The organism is Kutzneria kofuensis, assembly GCF_014203355.1.
In the GTDB taxonomy this organism is placed as follows: Bacteria; Actinomycetota; Actinomycetes; order Mycobacteriales; family Pseudonocardiaceae; genus Kutzneria; species Kutzneria kofuensis.
The window spans coordinates 5,411,990-5,436,439 of record NZ_JACHIR010000001.1; the positions used below are offsets into that span (position 1 = coordinate 5,411,990).

A 24,450-nucleotide genomic window follows, 5' to 3' on the forward strand; every position below is an offset into this window, starting at 1 on the left:
GGAAGAATGCGAGCCGAACCAAGCCTACTGAGCGAGGGCCGCGGATGGGCAACGAGTGGCAGGCCAGCCGGGAGTGGAAGGACATCTCCACCAAGTGGCGGCTGGTGCCGGCGGGGCTGCGGTCGTCGCGTCCGGAGGACCCGTTCGCGCAGGGCTGGCTGGCCATGGAGACCGGCGACCTGGCCCGGGCGCAGACGCTGTTCGAGGAGGCGTGCCGGGTTCGCGGCGACGGCAACGACTACGTGGCTCTGGGCGACGTGGCCGTGGCCCGGCGGGACTGGGCCACCGCCGAATCCCAGTTCCAGCGGGCCCTTCTCGTCGCCCCGCTGTCCATCCTCGCCATTCTCGGGCTGGCGTTGGTGCGCGCCGCCCTCGGCCAGGCCGAGACCGCCGTCGCGGAACTGGACGTGCTTGCCCGCACCCGCAAGGGCGACCCGGTCATCGGCTACTACCTCGCCGTCGCGCTGCTGGCCCGTACCGTCGAGGTGCGGACCGAGACCGGTGACGGCCGGCTGCTCATCGGTGACGTCAAGCAGCTGGAGCAGTGCGAGGACCTGGCCCGGCGGGTGGCGGTCTCCGGCACCGACGACGCCGAGTTGCTGGCCGCCGCCCGCTCGCTGCTGGAGGAGGTGCGGTCCGGCCGGGAGTGGATCTGGACCGCTCCCCGCAACGCCGGCTTCCTCGGCGGTGTCGCCGGCCTGTTCGGGGTGGTGCCGATCATCGTCGGCGGACTGCTGGGCAGTTGGCCGCTTGTCGTCGCGGGAGAGGTGATCGGCGCGGCGGCGATCTTCTATGCGGTCTACACGTACCGCCGGCAGCGGTGGCAACTGCGTGCCCTGAGCCGATAGCCGCAACGGCACTGTGAAAACATCGTCCGCCGTGAGCACTGTTTATGACTGTTCCCGGCAGGACAGCCGCGAGGCGGGGCTGGCCGCGGCTGCGGGCGCGGTCCGCTCGGGCCGTCTGGTGGTGCTGCCCACGGACACGCTGTACGGCATCGGCTGCGACGCGTTCGACGCGGCGGCGGTGCGGTCGCTGCTGGAGGCCAAGGGGCGCGGGCCGGACATGCCGATCCCGGTGCTGGTCGGCTCCTGGCAGACGATCGACGGCCTGGTCTTCTCCGTGCCGACACAGGCCCGCCAGCTGATCGAGGCGTTCTGGCCGGGTGGCCTGTCGCTCGTGCTCAACCACGCCCCGTCGCTGAACTGGGACCTGGGCGAGACGCGCGGCACGGTGATGCTGCGGATGCCGCTGCACCCGGTGGCGATCGAGCTGCTGCGTGAAGTGGGCCCGATGGCGGTGTCCAGCGCCAACCGAAGCGGCCACGCGCCGGCGACGACGGCGGCGGACGCGCAGGCGCAGCTGGCCGATTCGGTGGCGGTGTACCTGGACGGCGGCACCGCCGACAAGGGCGTGGCGTCGACGATCCTGGACCTCACCGGCGCGCAGCCGTTGGTGCTGCGGGAAGGCGCGGTCACCATCGCCGAGCTGAACGAGGTGCTGGGCGAGGACGTCGTCACACGGTGACAACCAGCCCTGAGATCAACTAGCCCCCGGACCGGGCACCACACGGATGGCGGTAGCGTTGTAGCCACCACTTTTCCTCTTCGCCGCACAAGGAGCGACAGCGCGCCGTGGGTACTCCGTTGCCGACCTCAGCGGCCGGCCTGCTGCCCGTCCGGGAGTACCTCCTCGTCGGGCTCACCGCCGCCGCGGTGACGTTCCTGCTGACCGGGCTGGTCCGGGTGGTGGCGATCCGGCTCGGCGCGGTGGCCAACCCGCGCGCCCGCGACGTGCACGTCACGCCGGTCCCGCGGATGGGCGGGCTGGCGATGTACGCGGGCGTGCTGGCGGCGATGCTGCTGGCGCACCAGCTGCCGGTGCTGCGGGTCGCGTACACGTACTCGTGGGCGCCGTGGGCGGTGGTGCTGGCCGGCCTGCTGATCACGCTGGTCGGCGCGATCGACGACCGGTTCGAGCTGGACTCGCTGACCAAGCTGGCCGGCCAGGTCACCGCGGCCGGCATCCTGGTGCTGTTCGGCGTGCAGTGGCTGGCGTTCTGGGTGCCGTGGGACGGGTTGAACGGCAGCTACGGCTCGGTGCTCGTGCTGGGGCCGAGCCAGGGCGCGCTGCTGACCATGCTGCTGACCGTCACCATGGTCAACGCGATGAACTTCGTGGACGGCCTCGACGGCCTGGCCGCCGGCATCGGCTTCATCGCCGCGGCGGCCACCTGCGCGTTCTCCCTGGGGCTGCTCGACCAGCGCAACGGCGACGCGCACCTGTACCCGCCGGCCCTGATCTCGGCCGCGCTGGCCGGGGCGTGCCTGGGGTTCCTGCCGCACAACTTCAACCCGGCCAAGATCTTCATGGGCGACTCCGGCTCCATGCTGATCGGCCTGATGCTGGCCGCGGCCAGCACCTCGCAGGCCGGCGACCTGAACTACTCGGTGGCCGACCCGCGCGACCTGATCGCGCTGCTGACGCCGCTGATCGTCGTGGCGGCGGTGCTGTTCGTGCCGCTGCTGGACCTGGTCATGGCGATCATCCGGCGCACCCGGAAGGGCCTGAGCATCGGCAGCGCCGACAAGATGCACCTGCACCACCGGTTCCTGGAGATCGGGCACTCGCAGCGCCGCGCGGTGCTGCTGATCTACCTGTGGGCGGGACTGCTCGCCTTCGGCGCGGTCGCGCTGGCCTTCGCGCCCGTCGAGGTCGTGGTGTTCGGCGTCGCCGCTGGTCTGCTGCTCGCGCTGGGGGTGTCCGCGGTGCCGCGGCTGAAGGCGGCCCGTGCCGCCGCACGCGGCAACTAGGTCCATATCGGGCGAATTGTCAAGGCGCCCCAGGGAATTGCCGAACCCGAGCTTGCGGGCGCGCGTATAGTCCTTGGGGTTGCAGACTCGCTGGACGCACCACGAGCCCGTCTCTGAGGGCCCGTGGCAGTGGCGTCCGTACCCTGTGGTAGCGTTCGCCGTGTCTCCGAACGACGGAGACCTGCCGACCCAGTGACCGCCCGGAGATCCGAGGTCACGGCCGACACAAAGCTCGGACGGCGCCGCTACGACGAGGAGCTGCCCTTGACTGCACGTCATTCCTCCGCGCCCATCGCGGGATAGCGACAGCCGTCTGTCATGTCCGCCAACCAGCCCAGTGGTCGCCCGAGCGTGGCGAGCCTGATCGGCATCGGCTCCACGGTCGTGGTCCTGGTTGTCGGCGGAGTGGGACTCGGATGGTGGTTGGACTCGCTCCTGCACACCGTTCCGGTCTTCGTGTTCATCGGCTTGGCAATAGGCATGGCCAGCGCCTGGATTTTCGCCTACGCCAAGCTGCGCAAGTTCCTGAAACAATGAGGTTCGAGGGGAAAAGCATGTCAGCCGGGGAAGCTGCGTCGCCCACTCCCATCCACGTCCAGCGTGTCATCGATCTGCGTCGCCCGTTGTTGATGGCGGCCGCGATGGGAGTCCTGGCGCTCGTCGCGTCGGGTCTGCTGGGCCACATTCTGATGGGGGTCTTCGGCGTCGTCGGTCTCGCGCTGGGGTTGCTCAACACCCGCCTCGTCCAGCGTTCGGTCGGCAAGGTGACGATCACCGAGAACCCGAACAAGAAGGCGCTCGCCTTCTCCGCGCTCGGCCGTCTCGCCATCATCACCGCGATCGCGCTCGGCGTCGGCCTGTTCGTGCGGCCGGACGGCATCGGCATCTTCCTCGGCCTCGCGGTCTTCCAGCTCATCATGATCGCCAGCACCTCGGCATCGGCAGTGAAGGGGCTTCGCCAGCAATGACGCAAAATCTTGCCGCGTCTGAGATCGAGATCGGACAGCACCTTTTCCGGTTCGAGCTGTTCGGCCTGACGTTCAACGGTGACACGTTGCTGGCCAGCGCGGTCGCCGCCGCGGTGCTGATCGTTCTCGCGTTCACGCTGCGGGCCAAGATCACCTCGGGCGTGCCCGGCGGCGTCCAGCTGTTCTTCGAGACGATCACCGGCGCGGTGCGCCAGCAGGTGGACAACATCATCGGCCTGAAGATCGCGCCGTTCGTGGTGCCGCTGGCGATGTCGCTGTTCCTGTACATCCTGGTGGCCAACTGGATCGCCGTGCTGCCGGTGCAGATCGGTGGCCACGACTTCATCCCGCCGCCCGCGTCGGACGCCAACTTCACCTACGCGCTGGCGATCCTCGTGTTCGTCTGGTACCACGTCGCCGGCGCGCGCCGCCGTGGCGCCGGCCGTCACGCGGTGCAGTTGGTCAAGGGCCACGTCTCCTTCCTCGCGCCGATCAACATCGTCGAGGAGCTGGCCAAGCCGATCTCGCTCTCGCTGCGACTCTTCGGCAACGTGTTCGGCGGCACCATCATGGTGTCCCTGATCATGGCGATGTTCCCGTCCTACATCCTGTGGGCGCCGAACGTGGTCTGGAAGCTCTTCGACCTGTTCGTCGGACTGATCCAGGCTTTCATCTTCTCCTTGCTGACGATCCTCTACTTCAGCCAGGCGACGGAACTGCCGGAGGAGCACCACTGATTCCGACGGTTCACTGCTTGACCTAGTCTGACATTCACCACAGGCGTCAAAGAAATACTCGATTAGGAGAGTCATGGCTGACATCAACCAGGCCATCATCGCGGCTGGTGCCTACATCGGTGGCGGTCTCATCCTCGGTGGTGGCGCGATCGGCGCCGGTATCGGTGACGGTATCGCTGGTAGCCAGTTCATCGCCGGCGTCGCCCGCCAGCCGGAGGCCCAGGGCCGCCTCTTCCTCCCGTTCTTCATCACCGTCGGTCTGGTCGAGGCCGCGTACTTCATCAACCTCGCCTTCATGGCCCTGATCGTGTTCTCCCAGCCGGGTAGTGGGGCCTGATCTCCATGCATGACGAGGTTCTCGCGGCTGGGGACAACTTCCTCATTCCCAACGGCACCTTCATCGGCGAGCTCATCATCTTCGCCATCGTCCTGCTGGTCATTTGGCGCTTCGTGCTGCCGCCGGTGCAGAAGGCGCTGAAGGACCGCGAGGACATGGTCCGCAAGGAGGCCGAGCAGTCGCGCCAGGCTGCCGAGCGCTTCGAGCAGGCCGAAGCGAAGTACAACGAGGCGTTGGCCGAGGCCCGTGCCGAGTCCGCGTCGATCCGGGACACCGCGCGGGCCGAGGGCCAGCGCATCCTGGACGAGATGCGGCAGCGGGCGCAGGCCGAGGCCGACCAGATCGTGCAGCGCGGCGACGAGCAGTTGGCCGCGCAGCGCGCTCAGGTCGTCGCCGAGCTGCGCACGCATGTCGGTGAGCTGTCCACGGCGCTGGCCGGGCGGGTCGTCGGCGGCGAGCTCGCCCCGGCGGCGCGCGGCAACGCCAACGTGGACCGCATTCTCGGCGAGCTGGAGGGGAACGGCTGATGGGCGTGGCCGAGTACATCGCTGAGCTCTTCGCGTTCGCGATCATCGTCTTCTTCGTCGTGCGGTACATCGTGCCGCCGGCGCGCAAGGCGATGCGGGCTCAGCAGGAGACCATCCGGGCCCAGATCGAGCGGGCCCAGGAGACCGAGAAGCGGCTGGCCGTCGCGGAGGCGAAGTACGCCGACGCGCTGGTCGAGGCGCGCGAGGAGGCCGCGAAGATCCGCGACAACGCGCGTGCGGACGCGCAGCGGATCGTCGAGGAGATGCGCGCGCAGGCCGACCGCGAGGTCGAGCGGATCAGGCAGCGCGGCGAGGAGGAACTCGCCAACCGCCGCCAGTCCCTGATGCGCGAGCTGCACGCCTACCTCGGTCAGCGGTCGGTCGCGGTGGCCGACCGCCTGGTCGAGGAGCACCTGGCCGACGCCGGCGCCCGCAGCGCCACCGTCGACCGGTTCCTGGACGAGCTGGACGCGATGTCCGCCCGTGACGAGGCGGCGACCTCCGAGCCGTCGCTGGTCGCGAGCAAGGGAGAGAGCTGATGCACGCCGCAAGTCGTGAGGCGCTCGCGGCCGCCGAGCTGCGGCTGCTGGACGTCATCGACGGCGCCGACGACCAGGGTCTGGTGACGCTGGGCGAGGAGCTGTTCGCCGTCGTGCGGCTGCTGATCGACGAGCACGCGCTGCGCCGCGCCGTCTCGGACCCCGCGTCCGATCCGGCGGCCCGCGAGGGTCTGGTCAGGGGCCTGCTCGGCGCCAAGGTCGGCGAGGGCACGCTCAAGGTGCTGTCCGCGGCCGTCACGGCCCGCTGGTCCAGCGCTCGCGAGCTGCTGGACGGCCTGGAGTCGCTGGCCCGCACCGCGTTGCTGGTGCGCGCGGAGCGGGGCAACCGACTGGACGCGGTCGAGGACGAGCTGTTCCGGCTCGGCCGGATCATCGCCGGTCAGACCGAGCTGGCGCAGGTGCTCGGCGCGAGCGGCGGGAACGCCGCCGGCAAGGCCGAGCTCATCGACTCGCTGGTCGCCGGCAAGGTCGAGCCGGTCACCGAGATCCTGGTCCGCCAGCTGGTGACCACGCCGCGAGGCCGCGACATCGTCGCCGGCCTCGAGGAGCTCACCGCGGTCGCCGCCCGGCGCCGCGAGCGCTCCGTCGCCTACGTGCGGTCCGCCGTCGAGCTGACCGCCGCGCAGGTGGACCGGCTGGCTACCGCCCTGCAGCGGGTCTACGGCCGCCAGGTCGTGCCGCACGTCGAGGTCGACCCGGCGGTGCGCGGCGGACTGGTGGTCAGGGTCGGGGACGAGGTCATCGACGGCAGCGTCGCCGGCCAGCTCGACCTGCTGCGACGTGAACTGGCCGGCTGAGTCGGCTCCCAAACTGCAAGAGATGCCCAGAGCGAAGTGAGAGCAGGAACGACATGGCGGAGCTGACGATCTCGTCGGACGAGATCCGCAGTGCGATCGAGAACTACGTCTCCAGCTACTCCCCGGACGTCAACCGGGAAGAGGTCGGCACCGTCACCGCGACGGGTGATGGCATCGCCTTTGTCGAGGGCCTGCCTTCCGCTGTGACCAACGAGCTGCTGGAGTTCCCGGGCGGCATCCTCGGTGTCGCGCTCAACCTGGACGTGCGCGAGATCGGCGCCGTCATCCTCGGCGGCTACGAGTCGATCGAGGAGGGGCAGGAGGTCAAGCGGACCGGCAAGGTTCTGTCGGTGCCGGTCGGCGACGGCTTCCTCGGCCGCGTGGTGAACCCGCTCGGCCAGCCCATCGACGGCCTCGGCGACATCGTGAACGACGACGAGCGCGTCCTCGAGCTGCAGGCCGCGACCGTGATGCAGCGCCAGCCGGTGAAGGAGCCGCTGCAGACCGGCATCAAGGCGATCGACTCGCAGACGCCGATCGGCCGGGGCCAGCGGCAGCTGATCATCGGTGACCGCAAGACCGGCAAGACCACGGTCTGCGTCGACACGATCATCAACCAGAAGCAGGCCTGGGAGAGCGGCGACCCCAAGCAGCAGGTGCGCTGCGTGTACGTCGCCATCGGCCAGAAGGGCTCCACCATCGCCGCCGTGAAGACGGCGCTGGAGGACGCGGGCGCGCTGGAGTACACCACCATCGTCGCCGCCCCGGCGTCCGACCCGGCCGGCTTCAAGTGGCTGGCCCCGTACACCGGCTCGGCCATCGGCCAGCACTGGATGTACCAGGGCAAGCACGTCCTGATCGTGTTCGACGACCTGACCAAGCAGGCGGAGGCCTACCGGGCCATCTCGCTGCTGCTGCGCCGCCCGCCGGGCCGCGAGGCCTACCCGGGCGACGTCTTCTACTTGCACTCCCGCCTGCTGGAGCGCTGCGCGAAGCTGTCCGACGACCTGGGCGCGGGCTCGATGACCGGTCTGCCGATCATCGAGACGAAGGCCAACGACATCTCGGCCTACATCCCGACCAACGTCATCTCCATCACCGACGGCCAGTGCTTCCTGGAGTCCGACCTGTTCAACCAGGGCCAGCGCCCGGCGGTCAACGTCGGTGTGTCGGTCTCCCGGGTCGGTGGCTCCGCCCAGATCAAGGCCATGCGCAAGGTCGCCGGTTCGCTGCGTCTGGACCTGTCCCAGTACCGGGAGCTGGAGGCGTTCGCCGCCTTTGCCTCCGACCTGGACGACGTGTCCAAGGCCCAGCTGGCCCGCGGCGCGCGGCTGTACGAGCTGCTCAAGCAGCCCGCCTACAGCCCGTTCCCGGTCGAGGAGCAGGTCGCGTCCATCTTCCTGGGCACCCGCGGCCACCTGGACTCGGTGCCGGTGGAGGACATCCGCCGCTTCGAGACCGACTTCCTGGAGCACCTGCGGCACAACGAGGCCGGCATCCTCGCCGACATCCGCGACAGCAGGGACCTCTCGGAGGAGAACGAGGAGCGCCTGGTCAAGGCCATCGCCACGTTCAAGAAGGGCTTCACCGCCTCCGACGGCTCCTCGGTGGTCGAGCACCCGGCCGACGCGCTGGGCGAGGACGAGGTCGGCCACGAGTCCGTGCACGTGAACCGGCCCGCGCCGGCGAAGAAGTGACGACCCATGGCAGCTGAGCTTCGAGTTCTCAGGCAGAAGATCAGGGCGGTCCAGTCCACCCAGAAGATCACCCGTGCCTACGAGCTGATCGCGACCTCGCGCCTGCCCAAGGCGCAGCAGCGGATGGCCGCGTCCCGGCCGTACGCCGAGGAGATCACCCGTGCGCTGACCGAGCTCGCCACCGTCTCCACGCTGGACCACCCGCTGCTGGTGGCCCGGCCGGAGCCGAAGCGGGCCGCGGTGCTCGTCGTGACCAGTGACAAGGGCATGTGCGGCGCCTACAACTCCTCGGTGCTCAAGCGCGCCGAGGAACTGCAGTCGCTGCTGCGCGAGCAGGGCAAGACCCCGGTGCTGTACGTCATCGGCCGCAAGGGCATGACGTACTACGGCTTCCGCAACCGGGAGCTGGCCGGGTCCTGGTACGGCGTGTCCGACCAGCCGAACTACGCCACCGCGGCGGAGGCCGGCTCGGCGCTGGTGGAGTCGTTCATGTCCGAGGAGGGCGTGGACGAGGTGCACGTGGTGTACACCGAGTTCAAGTCCATGCTGACGCAGAGCCCGGTGGCCAAGCAGGTCGCGCCGCTCGAGGTCGAGTACGCCGAGGAGCCGACCACGTCGCGCACCTCGTACGAGTTCGAGCCCGAGGCCGAGCAGCTGCTCGGCGCGCTGCTGCCCAAGTACATCAACACGCGCCTGTTCTCGGCGCTGTTGGAGGCGGCGGCGTCCGAGCTGGCCTCCCGCCAGCGGGCGATGAAGGCGGCCACGGACAACGCCAACGAACTGCTCCGCGACTACAGCCGCCAGGCCAACGCGGCCCGCCAGGCCCAGATCACCCAGGAGATCAGCGAGATCGTCGGTGGCGCCAACGCCCTCGCAGCCGCAGGAAGTGATGAGTGAGATGACTACCGCTACCGCCAGCTCCACCGGCCGCATCGCTCGCGTCCTCGGCGCCGTCGTCGACGTCGAGTTCCCGCGTGGCGCGGTGCCCGAGCTGTTCAACGCCCTCAACGTGCAGGTCGACACGGCCGGCATCAACCGCGTGCTGACCCTGGAGGTCGCCCAGCACCTGGGTGACAACCTGGTCCGCACCATTTCCATGCAGCCCACCGACGGTCTGGTCCGCGGCCACGCGGTCACCGACACCGGCAAGCCGATCTCGGTGCCGGTCGGCGACATCGTCAAGGGCCACGTGTTCAACGCGCTGGGCGAGTGCCTGGACGAGCCGGGCCACGCCAAGGACGCCGAGCACTGGGGCATCCACCGCAAGGCGCCGGCGTTCGACGCCCTCGAGGGCCGCACCGAGATGCTGGAGACCGGCCTCAAGGTGATCGACCTGCTCACCCCGTACGTGCAGGGTGGCAAGATCGGCCTGTTCGGCGGCGCGGGCGTGGGCAAGACGGTGCTCATCAAGGAGATGATCATCCGTGTCGCCCGGAACTTCGGTGGCACCTCGGTGTTCGCCGGCGTCGGCGAGCGCACCCGTGAGGGCAACGACCTGATCCTGGAGATGACCGAGGACGGCGTCATCAACGACACCGCCCTGGTCTTCGGTCAGATGGACGAGCCGCCGGGCACCCGTCTTCGCGTCGCGCTGTCCGCGCTGACCATGGCGGAGTACTTCCGCGATGTGCAGAACCAGGACGTGCTGCTGTTCATCGACAACATCTTCCGGTTCACCCAGGCCGGTTCCGAGGTGTCGACGCTGCTCGGCCGCATGCCCTCCGCCGTGGGTTACCAGCCGACGCTGGCCGACGAGATGGGTGAGCTCCAGGAGCGCATCACCTCGACCCGTGGCCGGTCGATCACCTCGATGCAGGCGATCTACGTGCCCGCCGACGACTACACCGACCCGGCGCCGGCCACCACCTTCGCCCACCTGGACGCCACCACCGAGCTCTCCCGTGTGGTGTTCTCCAAGGGCATCTTCCCCGCGGTGGACCCGCTGGTGTCCACCTCGACCATCCTCAACCCGGCGATCGTCGGCGAGGAGCACTACCGGGTCGCCCGCGAGGTCGTCCGGCTGCTGCAGAAGTACAAGGACCTGCAGGACATCATCGCCATCCTCGGCATCGACGAGCTGTCGGAAGAGGACAAGGTGACGGTGCAGCGGGCCCGCCGCATCGAGCGCTTCCTGTCGCAGAACATGTACTCCGCCGAGCAGTTCACCGGTCAGCCCGGCTCGACCGTGCCGCTCAAGGAGACCGTCGAGGCGTTCGACAAGATCGCCAAGGGCGAGTTCGACCACTACCCCGAGCAGGCGTTCTTCATGTGCGGCGGCCTCGAGGACCTGGAGAAGAAGTACAAGGACCTCACCGGCAAGTGAGGTTGGTGTGGTGGGGGTGTTGGGCTTGAGCCCAGCACCCCCGGCTGCGGAGAGTGCGAGGCCCCGCCGACGTTTCGCCCGGTTGCTGGATTTCGAACGCCGCCACTCGACGTGACTCACGACGAAGCCGGTGCGGCGTTCGAAATTCGGCAAGGGCGAGGCGTCGGCCCCAAAGGGGCCGAGCCGGCCGCGCCGAAGGCGTCGGCCAAATACACGCTGTAACCGTTAGAATCGGTCCTCGAGGTCGACGAAGGAGATGAACGTGGCCGAGATGTCCGTCGAGTTGGTCGCCGTCGAGCGTCGTCTGTGGTCGGGCCAGGCCACGATGGTGCTGGCGCGGACGATCGAGGGCGAGATCGGCATCCTGCCTCGCCACATCCCGCTGCTCGGCCAGCTGGTCGACGGCCACGCCGTGGAGATCCGCACCACCGGCGGCGAGGTAGTGCGCGCCGCCGTGCACGGCGGCTTCATCTCGATCAGCGAGCGGGGCGTGAGCATTCTCGCCGAGTCCGCGGAGCTCGCCGACGAGATCGACGTCAACGCCGCCCGAGCGGGCCTGGACAGCGACGACGAGGCGGAGCGGACCAGAGCAGCCGCCCAGCTGCGCGCCGCGGGCCAGACGGTCTGAGCCGGGCTGACGGGCGGGGCCGTGGACATGACTTGGATCGTGGCAGTGGTCCTGGTCGTCACGGCCGGGGGGCTGGGCCTGCTGGCCTGGCGCCGGCTACGGCTGTTGCGCGCCGGCGGCGTGCACGTGGCCCTGCGGGGCCGCAAGGACGACAGCGGTCGGGGATGGCAGCTGGGCGTGGGCCGCTACCGCGGTGACGAGTTCGTCTGGTATCGGGTGCTGTCCGTGCGGTCGGGCCCGGACAAGGTGATCCGCCGCGACGGCCTGGAGATCGACGCCCGCCGCGAGCCGACCGGCCCGGAGACGTACTCGATGCCCCTGGGCTCCATGGTGATCAGCTGCCACGGCCCGGACGGCACCGTCGAGATCGCCATGGGCGTGGACGCCATGACCGGCTTCCTGTCCTGGCTGGAGTCCTCCCCACCCGGCAGCGCCATCCCCTGGGCCAGCTGACAACCCCCGGACGCGAGTCGCGTTCTCGGGCTTGAGAGTCGCGTTCTCGGGACGCCACCGCGCGACGCAACCACGCGCCGAACGTCCCGAGAGCGCGACTCGCGCTGCCTGAGAGCGCGACTCGCGGGGGTTTCTTATGCGTTCGCGCCTCGCACCCACAGCACATCCCCGTCGGGGTTGGCCACGCGGGCGAGGATGAACAGCAGGTCGGACAGGCGGTTGAGGTACTTGGCCGCCAGGATGTTGGTCTGCTCCCGCTCGGCCTCGATCAGCGCCCAGGTGGCGCGTTCGGCCCGCCGCGTGACGGTGCGGGCCTGGTGCAGCAGCGCGGCGCCGGGCGTGCCGCCGTTGAGGATGAACGACGTGAGGTCGGGCAGGTCGGCGTTGTAGTGGTCGCACCAACCCTCGAGCCGGTCGATGTAGGACTGGGTGACCCGCAGCGGCGGGTACTTGGGATCGGGGACGATCGGCGCGCACAGGTCGGCGCCGACGTCGAACAGGTCGTTCTGGATCTTGCGAAGCAACCCGGGGAGCTCCTCGGGCAACTGACCGAGTGCGATGGCCACCCCGATGGCCGCGTTCGTCTCGTCGACGTCGGCGTAGGCGGCCAGCCGGGGCGAGGTCTTGGGCACGCGGCTGAAGTCGCCGAGCGCGGTGGTGCCGTCGTCGCCGACACGGGTGTAGATGCGGGTCAGGTGCACGGACATACCCGGACCATAGAGCCTTTCGCGTTTCCGTACGATGGTCGGCGGCTCCCGCCGGGTCGAAGACGCTAGGAGATACAGGTTGAGCGAGCACTTCACGGTCGAGGGCGGGGCACGGCTGGTCGGCACGGTCGACGTCGTCGGCGCCAAGAACAGCGTGCTCAAGCTGATGGCCGCGGCCCTGCTGGCCGAGGGCACGACCACGCTCACCAACTGCCCGGAGATCCTGGACGTGCCGCTGATGGCGGACGTGTTGCGTGACCTGGGCTGCGACGTCGTGGTGGACGGCGCGACGGTCACCATCACCACGCCGGCCCAGCTCAACCACGAGGCCACCTCTTCGTCGGTGGGCAAGCTGCGCGCATCGGTCTGCGTGCTGGGCCCGCTGGTGGGCCGCTGCAAGCGCGCCGTGGTGGCGCTGCCCGGCGGCGACGCCATCGGCCAGCGGCCGCTGGACATGCACCAGAGCGGCCTGCGCCAGCTCGGCGCGTCCAGCACGATCGAGCACGGCTGCGTGGTGGCCGAGGCCGAGGACCTGCGCGGCGCGCAGATCTGGCTGGACTTCCCCAGCGTGGGGGCGACCGAGAACATCCTGATGGCGGCGGTGCTGGCCAACGGCACGACGGTGATCGACAACGCCGCCCGCGAGCCGGAGATGATCGACCTCTGCACGATGCTGGTGCAGATGGGCGCGAAGATCGAGGGCGCCGGCACGTCCACGCTGACCGTGCACGGCGTCGGCAAGCTGGAGCCGACCGAGCACCGCGTGATCGGTGACCGGATCGTCGGCGCCACCTGGGGCTTCGCCGCCGCTGTCACCCGCGGCGACATCACCGTGCGCGGCGTCGACCCGCACCACCTCGACCTCGTGCTGGAGAAGCTGCGGATGGCCGGCGCGGACGTGTCGCTGGTGGAGAACGGCTTCCGCGTGGTGATGAACCAGCGGCCGAAGGCGGTCGACTTCGTCACGCTGCCCTACCCGGGCTTCGCCACCGACCTGCAGCCGTTCGCCATCGCCATGGCCGCGGTCGCCGACGGCACGTCGATGATCACGGAGAACCTGTTCGAGTCCCGGTTCCGGTTCATCGAGGAGATGGTCCGGATGGGCGCGGACGCCCGGACCGACGGCCACCACGCCGTCGTGCGCGGCCTGGAGCGGCTGTCCGCGGCGCCGGTGTGGGCCTCCGACATCCGCGCCGGCGTGGGCCTGGTGCTGGGCGCGCTGTGCGCGGACGGCGTCACCGACGTGTGGGACGTCTTCCACATCGACCGCGGCTACCCGCAGTTCGTGGAGAACATGCAGCGCCTCGGCGCCAACATCCAGCGGGTGGCTGAGCAGGCGTAACGGCCATCTAAACCGATCGTGTGAGCAAATCCACCAGGTAGATCAAGGTTACCGGCCAGTACGCTGGGTCAATCTTTTCTGGCTCGGCGTCGACGCCAGTGACCGGAGGTGGGCTGTGCCGTACCCGACCGACCGTGACCGCGACCGCCCGTGGGTGATGCGCACCTACGCCGGCCACTCGTCGGCGGCCGCGTCCAACGCCCTGTACCGGCGCAACCTGGCCAAGGGACAGACCGGCCTGTCGGTGGCGTTCGACCTGCCCACGCAGACCGGCTACGACTCCGACCACGAGCTGGCCAAGGGCGAGGTCGGCAAGGTCGGCGTGCCCATCGCGCACATCGGCGACATGCGGCAGCTGTTCGACCAGATCCCCCTGGCCGACGCCAACACGTCGATGACCATCAACGCCACCGCGATGTGGCTGCTCGCGCTGTACGTCAGCGTCGCCGAGGAGGACGGCGCCGACATCGCGAAGCTGGCCGGCACCACGCAGAACGACATCATCAAGGAGTACCTGTCCCGCGGCACCTACGTGTTCCCGCCGGGGCCGAGCCTGCGGCTGATCACCGACATGGTCGCCTGGACCGTGGCCAACGTGCCCAAGTGGAACCCGATCAACGTCTGCTCGTACCACCTGCAGGAGGCCGGCGCGACGCCGGTGCAGGAGATCGCCTACGCGATGTGCACGGCGATCGCCGTGCTGGACGCCGTGCGCGACTCCGGCCAGGTGCCGGCCGAGCGGATGGGCGACGTGGTCGCCCGCATCTCCTTCTTCGTCAACGCCGGCGTGCGGTTCGTCGAGGAGATGTGCAAGATGCGGGCGTTCGCGGCGCTGTGGGACGAGATCACCCGCGACCGCTACGGCATCGCCGACCCCAAGCAGCGCCGCTTCCGCTACGGGGTACAGGTCAACTCGCTCGGGCTGACCGAGGCGCAGCCGGAGAACAACGTGCAGCGCATCGTGCTGGAGATGCTGGCGGTGTCGTTGTCCCGCAACGCCCGCGCGCGGGCGATCCAGCTGCCGGCGTGGAACGAGGCGCTCGGGCTGCCGCGGCCGTGGGACCAGCAGTGGGCCCTGCGCATGCAGCAGGTGCTGGCCTACGAGACGGATCTGCTGGAGTACGAGGACATCTTCGACGGCTCGCACGTGGTGCAGGCCAAGGTGGACGAACTGCTGGCCGGCGCCCGCGAGGAGATCGACCGCGTGCAGGCCATGGGCGGCGCGGTCGCCGCCGTCGAGAACGGCTACATGAAGTCCTCCCTGGTGAGCTCGCTGGCCGAGCGCCGGCGGCGGCTGGAGGCCGGCGAGGACGTGATCGTCGGCGTGAACAAGTTCGACACCAGCGAGCCGTCGCCGCTGCAGGCCGAGGGCGCGAAGGCCATCGAGACCATCGACCCGGCCGTGGAGAAGCACGCGATCGAGGCGCTGCAGCGCTGGCGCGCGTCGCGGGACAACGCGGCGGCGGAGGCGGCGCTGGTCGGGCTGCGGGACGCCGCCAAGACCGACGAGAACCTGATGGAGGCCAGCCTGGCCTGCGCCCGCGCCGGCGTGACGACCGGCGAGTGGGCGGCCGCGCTGCGCGAGGCCTTCGGCGAATACCGCGCTCCCACCGGGGTTTCCGCCGCCGCCGCGGTCGGTGAGGCCGGTTCGGCGATCGCCGCCGTGCGGGAACGCGTGCAGGAGACCGGGAAGCGGCTCGGCGAGCGGCTCCGGATCCTGGTCGGCAAGCCCGGCCTGGACGGCCATTCCAACGGCGCCGAGCAGATTGCCGTGCGCGCCCGCGACGTCGGCTTCGAGGTGATCTACCAGGGGATCCGGCTGACGCCGGCGCAGATCGTGGCCGCCGCCGTGCAGGAGGACGTGCACATCGTCGGCCTCTCCGTGCTGTCCGGCTCGCACCTGGAGGTCGTGCCGGCGGTGGTGGAGGGCCTGCGGGCGGCCGGCGCCGGCGACGTTCCGGTGATCGTCGGCGGCATCATCCCGCCCGACGACGCCGCCGCGCTGGCCGAGCGGGGCGTGGCCCGGGTCTTCACGCCCAAGGACTACGAGCTGACCCAGATCATGGACGAGATCGTCAACGTCATCCGCGAGGCGAACAGCCTGTGAGCGAAGGGGCCCCGGCAGCGCCGGGGCCCCTTTCGGTGCTGCTCGCTCAGCGCGTGGTGGCGTTGGCGGCGGCGATGATCTGCGCGGTCACGGCGTGCGGCTGCGAGACCAGCACGGCGTGCGAGGCGCCGTTGATCTCGACGGTGTGGGCGTGGGCCCGCTGCGACATCCACTCCTGGGCCTTGACCGGGATGTTCTTGTCACCGGTCGGGATGATCGACCACGACGGGATGGTGTGCCAGGCGGCCTCGCCCGAACCCTCGGTCAGCGCGGCCTGGGTGACCGGGCGCTGGGTGGCGGCCATCAGCTTGGCCTGCGACAGCGGCACGTCGGCGGCGAACTGCTTCGGGAACAGGTCCTGCTTCACGTAGAGGTCGGTGTTGCCGTCGGGCAACGCGACCGTCTGGATGGTGGCGGCCAGTGTGCTGCCGGGGAACTTGTTGGTCAGGTCGAGGGCGGACTCGCCCTTCTCCGGCAGGAACGCGGCCACGTAGACCAGTGCCTTCACGTTCTTCTCGCCCAGCGCCGCGTTGGTGATGACCTGGCCGCCGTAGGAGTGGCCGACCAGGATCACGTCGCCCTTGACGCTCTCGATCAGGCCGCGGATCGTCGCGGCGTCGGAGGCGACGCCGCGCAGCGGGTTGGCCGCCGCGATCACCGGGTAGCCGCGGCGTTCCAACTCGGTGATCTCGCCGTTCCAGCTGGACGCGTCGGCGAAGGCGCCGTGCACCAGCACCACCGTCGGCTTCTTGCCGTGGTTCTCGGGCGCTGCCGGGGTGTTCGGGGTGGCCGAGGAGGACGGCGCCAGGGCCAGCGCGGCGGTGACGGTCAGGGCGGCGCCGACGGCCAGGGTGCGGGCGATGGTGGCCTTGATACGCATCTCGTGGGCTCCTTCGTGGACGGGCTCGATGACAAGAACCGTAGGCGATTACATCGTGCACAATCAAGTTGGAGACGATGTGACCGCGACCACAACGGGCGGTTCTTGGCTGTTGTGGCACACGATAAGCGCAGGTCAGATGGGTTGTGTCGGAGTGGAGAGGAACGTGCGCCCGATGCCCGGACCGTGGCCGAACGGGCAATCGCCGCCGGACCGGCGGTACCCCCACACACGGCCGAACCCCGGCGAGTCACGCTCTGGGACACACCGAATGCAAGTCTGGGGCACACCCGATCGGGTGTGCCGGAAACCTACATTCGGTGTGCCTGAGAACGTGACTCGCCGGGGTTCTGGGGTGGCGGGTCAGTCGGCCGCGGCGGCGGCCTTCTCCGGGGTCGACGGGGCGTTTTCCGGGAAGTGGCAGGCCACCTGCTGGCCGGGGGCCAGCTCCACCAGTGGCGGCTCCACCGTCCGGCACTTGTCCTGCGCCTTCCAGCACCGGGTGTGGAAGCGGCAGGCCGGCGGCGGGTTGATCGGGCTGGGCACGTCGCCGACCAGCCGGATCCGCTCCCGCTTGCCCTTGTTGTCGGGGTCCGGCACCGGCACGGCCGACAGCAGCGCCACCGTGTACGGGTGCATCGGCCGCTCGTACAGCGCGCTCCGGTCGGCGATCTCCATGATCTTGCCGAGGTACATCACGGCGACCCGGTCGGACACGTGCCGCACCACCGACAGGTCGTGCGCGATCATCACGTACGTCAGGTCCAGCTCGCCCTGCAGGTCCTCAAGCAGGTTGATCACCTGCGCCTGGATGGACACGTCCAGCGCGGACACCGGCTCGTCGGCGACGATGAGCTTCGGCTTGAGCGCCAGCGTCCGGGCGATGCCGATGCGCTGGCGCTGGCCGCCGGAGAACTCGTGCGGATACCGGTTGTAGTGCTCGGGGTTGAGCCCGACCAGCTCCAGCAGCTCCTGCACGGCCTTCTTCACGCCCTGCGGCGTCGCCACCTTCTGCAGCCGGAACGGCGCGCCGATGATGGTGCCGACGTTGTGCCGCGGGTTCAGCGACGAGTACGGGTCCTGGAAGATCATCTGCACGTCGCGGCGCAGCGGCCGCATCGCCGAGTTGGACAGGTGCGTGATGTCCCGTCCCTCGAAGACGATCTTGCCGTCGGTCGGCTCCAGCAGCCGGGTCAGCAGCCGGCCGGTGGTGGTCTTCCCGCAGCCGGACTCGCCGACCAGGGACAGCGTCTCGCCGGTGCGCACCGAGAAGTCGAGCCCGTCGACGGCCTTGACCGCGCCGACCTGCCGGCGCAGCAGTCCCCTGCGGATCGGGAAGTGCTTGCGCAGCCCCGAAACCGTCAACAGACTGTCCACAGTGGTCTCCATATTCCTAGAGTTTCGGCTGGATCTCGTTGGTCCAGATCCGCAGCCGCTGGTCGACGCTCATGTGACAGGCCACCTTGTGGCCGCTGCCGATGTCAACCAGTTCGGGCACCTGCGACGTGGTGGCGTCGCCGGGCAGGTCCTTGTAGGCGCAGCGGGGATGGAAGGCGCAGCCGCTGGGCACGTTGATCAGGCTGGGCGGCGTGCCCTTGATCGGCAGCAGCCGCTCGGAGCGGTCCCGGTCCAGCCGCGGCATCGAGCCCAGCAGGCCCCACGTGTACGGGTGCTGCGGCGAGTGGAACACCTCGCGCGCGCTGCCCTGCTCCACCGAGCGTCCGGCGTACATCACCATGATGTCGTCGGCCAGCTCGGCGACCACGCCCAGGTCGTGCGTGATGATGATGACCGCCGAGCCGAACTCCTGCTGCAGGTCCTTGATCAGGTCCAGGATCTGGGCCTGCACGGTGACGTCCAGTGCGGTCGTCGGCTCGTCGGCGATCAGCAGCTCCGGGTCGCAGCACAGCGCCATCGCGATCATCGCGCGCTGCCGCATGCCGCCGGAGAACTGGTGCGGGTAGTCGTCCACCCGCGAGTTCGGCTGCGGGATGCCGACTCGGTCCAGCATCTCGATGGCGTGCTTGCGGGCCACCGCCTTGGTCACCTTGTGGTGGATCCGGTACGCCTCGATGATCTGCTGCCCGACCGTGTAGAACGGGTGCATCGCCGACAGCGGGTCCTGGAAGATCATCGCCATCTTCTTGCCGCGCAGCGACCGCACGTGCTCGTCGTCGGCGGAGAGCAGTTCCTCGCCGTCCAGCCAGATCTCGCCGGACATCTTCGCCTTGGCGTAGCGCTGCAGGCCCATCAGCGCCATGCTGCTCACGCTCTTGCCGGAGCCGGACTCGCCGACGATGCCCAGCGTCTTGCCGCGCTCCAGCTTGAACGACAGCCCGTCCACCGACTTCACCACGCCGTCGTCGGTGTTGAAGTGCACCCGGAGGTCGTCGACCTCCAGGAAGCTGCGCTGCTGCGGCGGGTCCCATTGCTCGGTCACTAGATACGCACCCTCGGGTCGATGACCACGTACAGAATGTCCACGACCAGGTTGGCCACGATGACGAAGGTGGCGGCCAGGATGGTCACGCCGAGCACCTTCGGCAGGTCGTTCTGGGTGATCGCCTGCAACGCGTACTGGCCGAGGCCGTTGAGCGAGTAGGTCTTCTCGGTCAGGATCGAGCTGCCCAGCAGGATGCCGATGTCCAGGCCGAAAATGGTGGTGATCGGGGTCAGCGCGGCCCGCAGGCCGTGCCGGACCACCACCGTGCTCTCCGGCAGGCCCTTGGCCCGCGCGGTGCGGATGAAGTCCTCGCCCATCGTCTCCAGCATGCCGGCCCGGGTGAGCCGGGCGTAGGCGGCGGCGTTGAGGAAGGCCAGCGTCACCCACGGCAGCACCAGGTCGTAGGCCCACTCCGCCGGGTTGTCGGTGAAGTTGGTGTAGCTGCCGCCCGGTGGGAACCAGCCCAGCGTGTAGCTGAAGATGTTCAGCGCGAGCAGACCGGTGAAGAAGATCGGCAGCGACACGCCCGCGAGCGCGATGCCCATTGCCGTCCGGTCGAAGACGCTGCCCTTGCGCAGCGCGGAGACCACGCCCGCGGACACGCCGAAGGCCAGCCACACGATCGCGCCGCCGACGGCCAGCGACAGCGTCACCGGGAAGCGGTCGATCAGGTCCGGCAGGACAGGGGTCTGCTGCAGGAACGAGTAGCCCAGGCAGGGCGCCGGGCAGTGCACCGTGGTCGGACCGGTGCTGTAGTCGGCGCCGACGAAGATGCCCGACAGGAACCGCCCGTACTGCACGTAGAGCGGGTCGGTGAAGCCGAGTTTGACCGCCATCGTGTGGATCTGCGCCGCGTCCGCCGTCTTGCCGACGTAGCGCGAGGCGAGGTCGTCCGCGGTCGCGCCGCCGATGCGGGGCAGCAGGAAGAAGATCAGGAAGACCGCGATGCTGACGATGAACAGCATCACGATGGCGCCGATCAGGCGACGAATCAGGTATGCGAACACCGGTACGGCTGGTGGCGGCCCGGCCGCCGCCCGAATGGACGGCGGCCGGGCGCCCTACGCCTTCACCTACCTTCAGCTACTTCTTCACGCCGAGCGCGAGGTAGTCGTACATGCCGTACGCGTCGTTGACGAACACGTTGGTCAGGTTCTTCGGCCGGTACAGCAGGGCCTTGGCCCAGATGCCGGGCAGGATCCACGCGTTGTCCATGACCTTCTTGTCCACGTCCACCCACGCCTTGTTGCGGGCGTCGGTGTCGGAGGTGGTGAGGGCCTTGTCGATCGCCGCGTCGACCGCCGGGTCCTTGACCGTCAGGTTCGTGTTGCCGCCGGTGGCCCGGATGACGCGGCTGTCCACGATCTGCGCCAGGAAGCCGAAGCCGTCGGTCCAGTCGCCCTGCCAGCCGGTGAGCATGATGCCCAGGCCGTTGTTCTTGGCGAAGTCCGGCTTGCCCGCGTACAGCTTGAAGTAGTCGCCCTGCGGGTACGGCTTGATCGTCAGCTTGATGCCGACCTTGGACAGCGACTGCTGCAGCGCCTCGGCCGCCGCCTTCTCCTTCGGCCGCTCGGCCCGGTAGGAGATGTTGGTGCTGAAGCCGCTGGGCTGGCCGCAGGCCTGCAGCTCCTGCTTGGCCTTGGCCTCGTCACCGGCGTTGTTCGGCGTCGGGTAGGTGTCGAACTTCTGCGCGCCCTGGGTGACCGGGGGCAGCAGGTTGGTGGCGATCTCGCCGCCGGTCGGGCCGCCGTACGCGGCCTGGTAGGACGTCTTGTCCGCGGCGTACTCCACGGCCCGGCGGCAGTGCACGTTGTCCAGCGGGGCGACGTCGCCGTTGATGCCGGCGTACCAGAGCCGGTCGCTGACCGGGTTGTCCGCCTGGGCCTTCTGCTGCGGGTTGGCCAGGATCTTGCCCTGGGCCGCCGCCTGCACGCCGGTGCCGGCGATGTCGACGTCGAGGTCGCCGGAGATCAGGCGGGAGTCGATGTCGTCGGCGTTGGTGTTGAGCGAGACGTCGATCTCGTCCGGCAGCGCCTTGCGGTTCGGGTCGGTCTTGGCGTCCCACTGGTCGTTGCGGACCAGCTTGAAGTTCTTGCCCAGGTTGTTCTCGGCGAACTTGTACGGGCCGGTGGAGACCACGTGCTCCTTGTACTTGGAGCCGGTGTCCTTGGCCTGCTGCACGGGCTGCGTGGAGGGCAGCGCCGCGAAGTAGTCGAAGCCGGAGAACGCCGTCTTCAGGTGGAAGACGATGGTGGTGTCGTCCGGCGTCTCGATGGCCTTCAGGCCCAGCTTGTCCGCCGACGGGTCGTTGTAGGGCGAGGTGTAGCCCTGCAGGTCGAGGTAGTCGTTGAAGTACGTGGGCCCGTCGGGGAACACGCTCTTGTCCAGCGACCGCTCGACCGCGTACTTGACGTCCTTGGACGTGACGGTCGCGCCGTCCTCGAACTTGACGCCGGTGCGCAGCTTGTAGGTCCAGGTCTTGCCGCCGTCGCTGGACTGGCCCAGCGAGGTCGCCAGGTCCGGCACCAGCTTGGTGCCCTCCTGGCCGGGGGCCGAGGCGAACATGAGCAGGCCTCGCCCGGTCAGCCGGGCGAAGTTCCACTCGTAGCCGTAGTACATGTCGGCCGGGTCCAGCGAGTCCCAGTCGCCGGAGTTGGCCATCCGGATGGTGCCGCCCTTGGCGTCCGAGGGGTTGACCACCTTGCCGTTGGCGGCGTTGAACGCGCTGGCGGAGCCGCCGGAGCCGGACGAGCCGGAGCCGCCGCCGCAGGCGGTCAGGCCCGTGGCGAGCGCGGTGGCGACGGCGACCGCCGCCATGACCCGCTTTCTCTTCATGATCTGGTCAACCCCTCATCTTCTCGAACTGCTTCCAGACTGGTGAAAGAGCCTGGCCCGTCATCGGGCACGTGGGTCGAGCGCGTCGCGCAGACCGTCACCGAACAGGTTGAACGCCAACACGGTGATGAAGATCGCCAGACCGGGCACGAGCATGAACTCGGGGTCGATCTGGTAGTACTGCGTCGCGTCGGACAGCATGCCGCCCCAGGTCGGGGTCGGCGGACGGACGCCGACGCCGAGGAACGACAGCGCCGACTCGAACAGCACGTTCGTCGGGATCAGCAGCGTGGAGTACACCAGGATCGGCGCGGCCAGGTTGGGCAGCAGCTCCCGGAACAGGATGTGCGGGGCCCGCGCGCCGAGGCTGCGAGCGGCGTCGACGAACTCGCGCTCGCGCAGCGACAGCGTCTGGCCGCGGATGATCCGGCCGATGTACGACCAGTTGAAGAAGCCGATGATGAAGATCAGCAGGGCGATGCGCAGCGCGTCGCCGGACAGGCCGAAGGCGTTGTCCGGGACGACGCCGGCCAGCGCCAGCGAGAACAGCAGCAGCGGGAACGCCAGGAAGACGTCCATCAGCCGGCTGATCAGCGTGTCCACCCAGCCGCCGAAGAAGCCGGCGATCACGCCCATGACGGTGCCGATGACCACCGACACCACCGTGGACAGGAAGGCGATCAGCAGTGACACCCAGGAGCCGGCGAAGATGCGGGCCAGCAGGTCGCGGCCGTTGACCGGTTCCACGCCGAGCGGGTGGTCGGCGCTCAGGCCGCCGAAGAAGCCCTTCGGGATCTGCAGGTCGGGGTCGATCAGCGACTGGTTGAACTGCGTGGTGGGGATGAGGCCGAACACCCGGTCGAGCACGAACGCCGCCGCGGCCGCGACGACCAGGACCGCGACGACCACACCGCCGGTCATCGCCACCTTGTCCCGCCGCAGTCGCATCCAGGCGATCTGCCGCAGCGAGCGGCCCTCGATCGCCTTGCCCATCCCGGCCAGCACGGCCTCAGGCTCAGCCTGGACCGCGTCGCCCGGAACATCCATGGGCGCCGTCATCGTCTCACCCCTGCCTTCGGCGGCCGCGCATCAATTGCACCGTTGGGAACTCACCAGTTCCCACGAGTTCAGCAGACTCTCTTACCTATGGCTGAACGGCGCCAGATTCATCGCCCGTCCGTGGCGGGATTGTGATTGAAATGGCGGACAGGAGGCCGCCGACGTAACCCGTCTGGCCTAAGCGATGCTACGTCATACGGGTGAACAAGGTTTGGTGCTCGGTCCAACTTGTCGACAGAGGGTGACGACCGTCGCCGTGACGCCCGGTCAGTGGCTCATTGGCCCGATCGAAGTCGAGAATTCGCTCACCAATGGTACTCGAGCGATTTTGTTGGAATGCGCTGCGCACGCGTCGGGTGACTGGCTGTGAATGGTCGTTGAGGTGTGGCAGCGTTGGGGCATGGCCTCCTACCAGCACATCCTGCTCGACCGTGCCGGGGCGACGGCACGGATCACCATGAACCGCCCGTCCCGGCGCAATTCGCTGTCCGAAGACCACCTCCGTGAACTCCTCGACGCCGTGCGGTCGGTGGCCGCCACCGACGCGACCGGCCTGGTGCTGGCCGCCGCCGGCCCGGTGTTCTCCGCCGGCCACGACTTCGGCGACGTGTCCGCCCGCGACCTCCTCGGTGTCCGCGAGTTGCTGGCCGTCTGCACGGAGCTCATGCGTGCTCTCCAGTCCGCGCCCCAGGTGGTCGTCGCCCGGGTCCACAGCCTCGCGACGGCCGCCGGCTGCCAGCTGGTGGCCTCCTGCGACCTGGCCGTGGCCGCGGAGTCGGCCGGCTTCGCCCTCCCGGGCGGCAACGGCGGCTGGTTCTGCCACACCCCGTCGGTGCCGGTGGCGCGGGCCATCGGCCGCAAGCGGCTGATGGAGATGGCGCTGACCGGCGACCCCGTCGACGCTCGCACGGCGCTGGAGTGGGGCCTGGTCAACCGCGTCGTCCCCGACGACGAGTTGGACGCCGCCGTGGACGAGTTGTTGGCCCGGGCCACCCGGGGGAGTCGGGCCAGCAAGGCCCTCGGCAAGCGCACGTTGTACGCCCAGCTCGACCGCCCCGAGGCCGACGCCTACGCCCTGGCGCTGGAGGTCATGGCCGCCGCGTCGCAGCTGCCGGACGCCCGCGAGGGCATGGCCGCCTTCCTGGAGAAACGCCGCCCCACCTGGACCAACTGACCTGACACCCCCGCGAGTCCCGCTCTCGGGCACACCGAAATCCGGTTTCGGGCAGAACTGAGC

Annotated in this window: 25 protein-coding genes; 18 read left to right on the plus strand and 7 right to left on the minus strand. The window is 69.3% G+C overall.

Going from position 1 to position 24,450, the window contains the following annotated elements; genetic code table 11:
• Nucleotides 1-44: 44 nt before the first annotated feature.
• The 15 genes from BJ998_RS25070 to BJ998_RS25140 all read left to right on the plus strand — a co-directional run bounded on the left by BJ998_RS25070 (nucleotide 45) and on the right by BJ998_RS25140 (nucleotide 11,840).
• Nucleotides 45-848: a hypothetical protein gene (locus BJ998_RS25070; protein ID WP_184865387.1), complete on the plus strand. Its 804-nt coding sequence runs from the start codon at nucleotides 45-47 to the stop codon at nucleotides 846-848.
• Between the two features lie 31 nt (nucleotides 849-879).
• A complete protein-coding gene (locus tag BJ998_RS25075) occupies nucleotides 880-1,527 on the plus strand; it encodes an L-threonylcarbamoyladenylate synthase (protein WP_184865389.1) in 648 nt (215 codons plus the stop codon).
• 107 nt (nucleotides 1,528-1,634) lie between these two features.
• Entirely contained in the window at nucleotides 1,635-2,813 is a 1,179-nt protein-coding gene (locus BJ998_RS25080) for a glycosyltransferase family 4 protein (protein WP_376775901.1), read from the plus strand.
• Between the two features lie 318 nt (nucleotides 2,814-3,131).
• A complete protein-coding gene (locus BJ998_RS25085; protein ID WP_184865391.1) occupies nucleotides 3,132-3,350 on the plus strand; it encodes an AtpZ/AtpI family protein in 219 nt (72 codons plus the stop codon).
• A gap of 17 nt (nucleotides 3,351-3,367) precedes the next feature.
• Nucleotides 3,368-3,781, plus strand: coding sequence for a hypothetical protein (locus tag BJ998_RS25090; protein ID WP_221338117.1), 414 nt, complete (start codon nucleotides 3,368-3,370; stop codon nucleotides 3,779-3,781).
• Complete coding sequence (gene atpB / locus BJ998_RS25095) at nucleotides 3,778-4,518, plus strand: F0F1 ATP synthase subunit A (protein WP_184865392.1); 741 nt, start codon at nucleotides 3,778-3,780, stop codon at nucleotides 4,516-4,518. The genes BJ998_RS25090 and atpB overlap by 4 nt, the downstream gene beginning before the upstream one ends.
• 73 nt (nucleotides 4,519-4,591) lie before the next feature.
• Nucleotides 4,592-4,855 carry a F0F1 ATP synthase subunit C gene (locus tag BJ998_RS25100; protein ID WP_184865394.1) on the plus strand — a complete coding sequence of 88 codons (264 nt, stop codon included), beginning with the start codon at nucleotides 4,592-4,594 and terminating at the stop codon, nucleotides 4,853-4,855.
• A 5-nt stretch (nucleotides 4,856-4,860) separates the two neighbouring features.
• A complete protein-coding gene (locus BJ998_RS25105; RefSeq protein WP_221338118.1) occupies nucleotides 4,861-5,382 on the plus strand; it encodes a F0F1 ATP synthase subunit B in 522 nt (173 codons plus the stop codon).
• Complete coding sequence (atpF, locus tag BJ998_RS25110) at nucleotides 5,382-5,921, plus strand: F0F1 ATP synthase subunit B (protein ID WP_184865396.1); 540 nt, start codon at nucleotides 5,382-5,384, stop codon at nucleotides 5,919-5,921. Before BJ998_RS25105 ends, atpF begins: the two co-directional genes overlap by 1 nt.
• The gene (locus tag BJ998_RS25115) at nucleotides 5,921-6,739 is read left to right on the plus strand and encodes a F0F1 ATP synthase subunit delta (protein ID WP_184865398.1); all 819 of its coding nucleotides are present in this window, start codon (nucleotides 5,921-5,923) and stop codon (nucleotides 6,737-6,739) included. Before atpF ends, BJ998_RS25115 begins: the two co-directional genes overlap by 1 nt.
• Before the next feature lie 53 nt (nucleotides 6,740-6,792).
• Entirely contained in the window at nucleotides 6,793-8,436 is a 1,644-nt protein-coding gene (atpA, locus tag BJ998_RS25120; RefSeq protein ID WP_184865400.1) for a F0F1 ATP synthase subunit alpha, read from the plus strand.
• Nucleotides 8,437-8,442: 6 nt separating this feature from the next.
• Nucleotides 8,443-9,333 carry a F0F1 ATP synthase subunit gamma gene (locus BJ998_RS25125; protein ID WP_184865402.1) on the plus strand — a complete coding sequence of 297 codons (891 nt, stop codon included), beginning with the start codon at nucleotides 8,443-8,445 and terminating at the stop codon, nucleotides 9,331-9,333.
• A 1-nt stretch (nucleotide 9,334) separates the two neighbouring features.
• A complete protein-coding gene (atpD, locus tag BJ998_RS25130; protein ID WP_184865404.1) occupies nucleotides 9,335-10,759 on the plus strand; it encodes a F0F1 ATP synthase subunit beta in 1,425 nt (474 codons plus the stop codon).
• A gap of 271 nt (nucleotides 10,760-11,030) precedes the next feature.
• Nucleotides 11,031-11,387 (plus strand): F0F1 ATP synthase subunit epsilon, encoded by a 357-nt coding sequence (locus BJ998_RS25135; protein WP_184868921.1) that lies wholly within the window; start codon nucleotides 11,031-11,033, stop codon nucleotides 11,385-11,387.
• A gap of 27 nt (nucleotides 11,388-11,414) precedes the next feature.
• A complete protein-coding gene (locus tag BJ998_RS25140; RefSeq protein ID WP_184865406.1) occupies nucleotides 11,415-11,840 on the plus strand; it encodes a DUF2550 domain-containing protein in 426 nt (141 codons plus the stop codon).
• A gap of 134 nt (nucleotides 11,841-11,974) precedes the next feature.
• Here the strand turns inward: BJ998_RS25140 and BJ998_RS25145 are convergent, their stop codons facing one another.
• Nucleotides 11,975-12,547: a cob(I)yrinic acid a,c-diamide adenosyltransferase gene (locus BJ998_RS25145; protein WP_184865408.1), complete on the minus strand. Its 573-nt coding sequence runs from the start codon at nucleotides 12,545-12,547 to the stop codon at nucleotides 11,975-11,977.
• Nucleotides 12,548-12,626: 79 nt separating this feature from the next.
• Between BJ998_RS25145 and murA the strand changes: the two genes are divergently transcribed.
• Together murA and BJ998_RS25155 are read left to right on the plus strand one after the other, a co-directional pair.
• Entirely contained in the window at nucleotides 12,627-13,889 is a 1,263-nt protein-coding gene (murA, locus tag BJ998_RS25150; protein ID WP_184865410.1) for a UDP-N-acetylglucosamine 1-carboxyvinyltransferase, read from the plus strand.
• A gap of 115 nt (nucleotides 13,890-14,004) precedes the next feature.
• Nucleotides 14,005-15,996 (plus strand): ethylmalonyl-CoA mutase, encoded by a 1,992-nt coding sequence (locus BJ998_RS25155; RefSeq protein WP_184865412.1) that lies wholly within the window; start codon nucleotides 14,005-14,007, stop codon nucleotides 15,994-15,996.
• Nucleotides 15,997-16,042: 46 nt separating this feature from the next.
• On the opposite strand, the gene BJ998_RS25160 is transcribed toward BJ998_RS25155, so the two are convergent.
• From BJ998_RS25160 to BJ998_RS25185, 6 genes are all read right to left on the minus strand, one after another.
• Nucleotides 16,043-16,876, minus strand: a complete 834-nt coding sequence (locus tag BJ998_RS25160; protein WP_184865414.1) for an alpha/beta hydrolase — start codon at nucleotides 16,874-16,876, stop codon at nucleotides 16,043-16,045.
• Between the two features lie 363 nt (nucleotides 16,877-17,239).
• On the minus strand, nucleotides 17,240-18,265 hold the full coding sequence (locus BJ998_RS25165) for an ABC transporter ATP-binding protein (protein WP_184865416.1): 1,026 nt from the start codon (nucleotides 18,263-18,265) through the stop codon (nucleotides 17,240-17,242).
• Between the two features lie 4 nt (nucleotides 18,266-18,269).
• The gene (locus BJ998_RS25170; protein ID WP_184865418.1) at nucleotides 18,270-19,316 is read right to left on the minus strand and encodes an ABC transporter ATP-binding protein; all 1,047 of its coding nucleotides are present in this window, start codon (nucleotides 19,314-19,316) and stop codon (nucleotides 18,270-18,272) included.
• Nucleotides 19,316-20,326 (minus strand): ABC transporter permease, encoded by a 1,011-nt coding sequence (locus BJ998_RS25175; RefSeq protein ID WP_184865420.1) that lies wholly within the window; start codon nucleotides 20,324-20,326, stop codon nucleotides 19,316-19,318. The genes BJ998_RS25170 and BJ998_RS25175 overlap by 1 nt, the downstream gene beginning before the upstream one ends.
• Nucleotides 20,327-20,402: 76 nt before the next feature.
• Nucleotides 20,403-22,154 (minus strand): ABC transporter substrate-binding protein, encoded by a 1,752-nt coding sequence (locus tag BJ998_RS25180; RefSeq protein WP_184865422.1) that lies wholly within the window; start codon nucleotides 22,152-22,154, stop codon nucleotides 20,403-20,405.
• Between the two features lie 60 nt (nucleotides 22,155-22,214).
• Nucleotides 22,215-23,213: an ABC transporter permease gene (locus BJ998_RS25185; RefSeq protein ID WP_184865424.1), complete on the minus strand. Its 999-nt coding sequence runs from the start codon at nucleotides 23,211-23,213 to the stop codon at nucleotides 22,215-22,217.
• A 400-nt stretch (nucleotides 23,214-23,613) separates the two neighbouring features.
• Between BJ998_RS25185 and BJ998_RS25190 the strand changes: the two genes are divergently transcribed.
• Nucleotides 23,614-24,387, plus strand: a complete 774-nt coding sequence (locus BJ998_RS25190) for an enoyl-CoA hydratase-related protein (protein ID WP_184868922.1) — start codon at nucleotides 23,614-23,616, stop codon at nucleotides 24,385-24,387.
• Nucleotides 24,388-24,450: the final 63 nt, after the last annotated feature.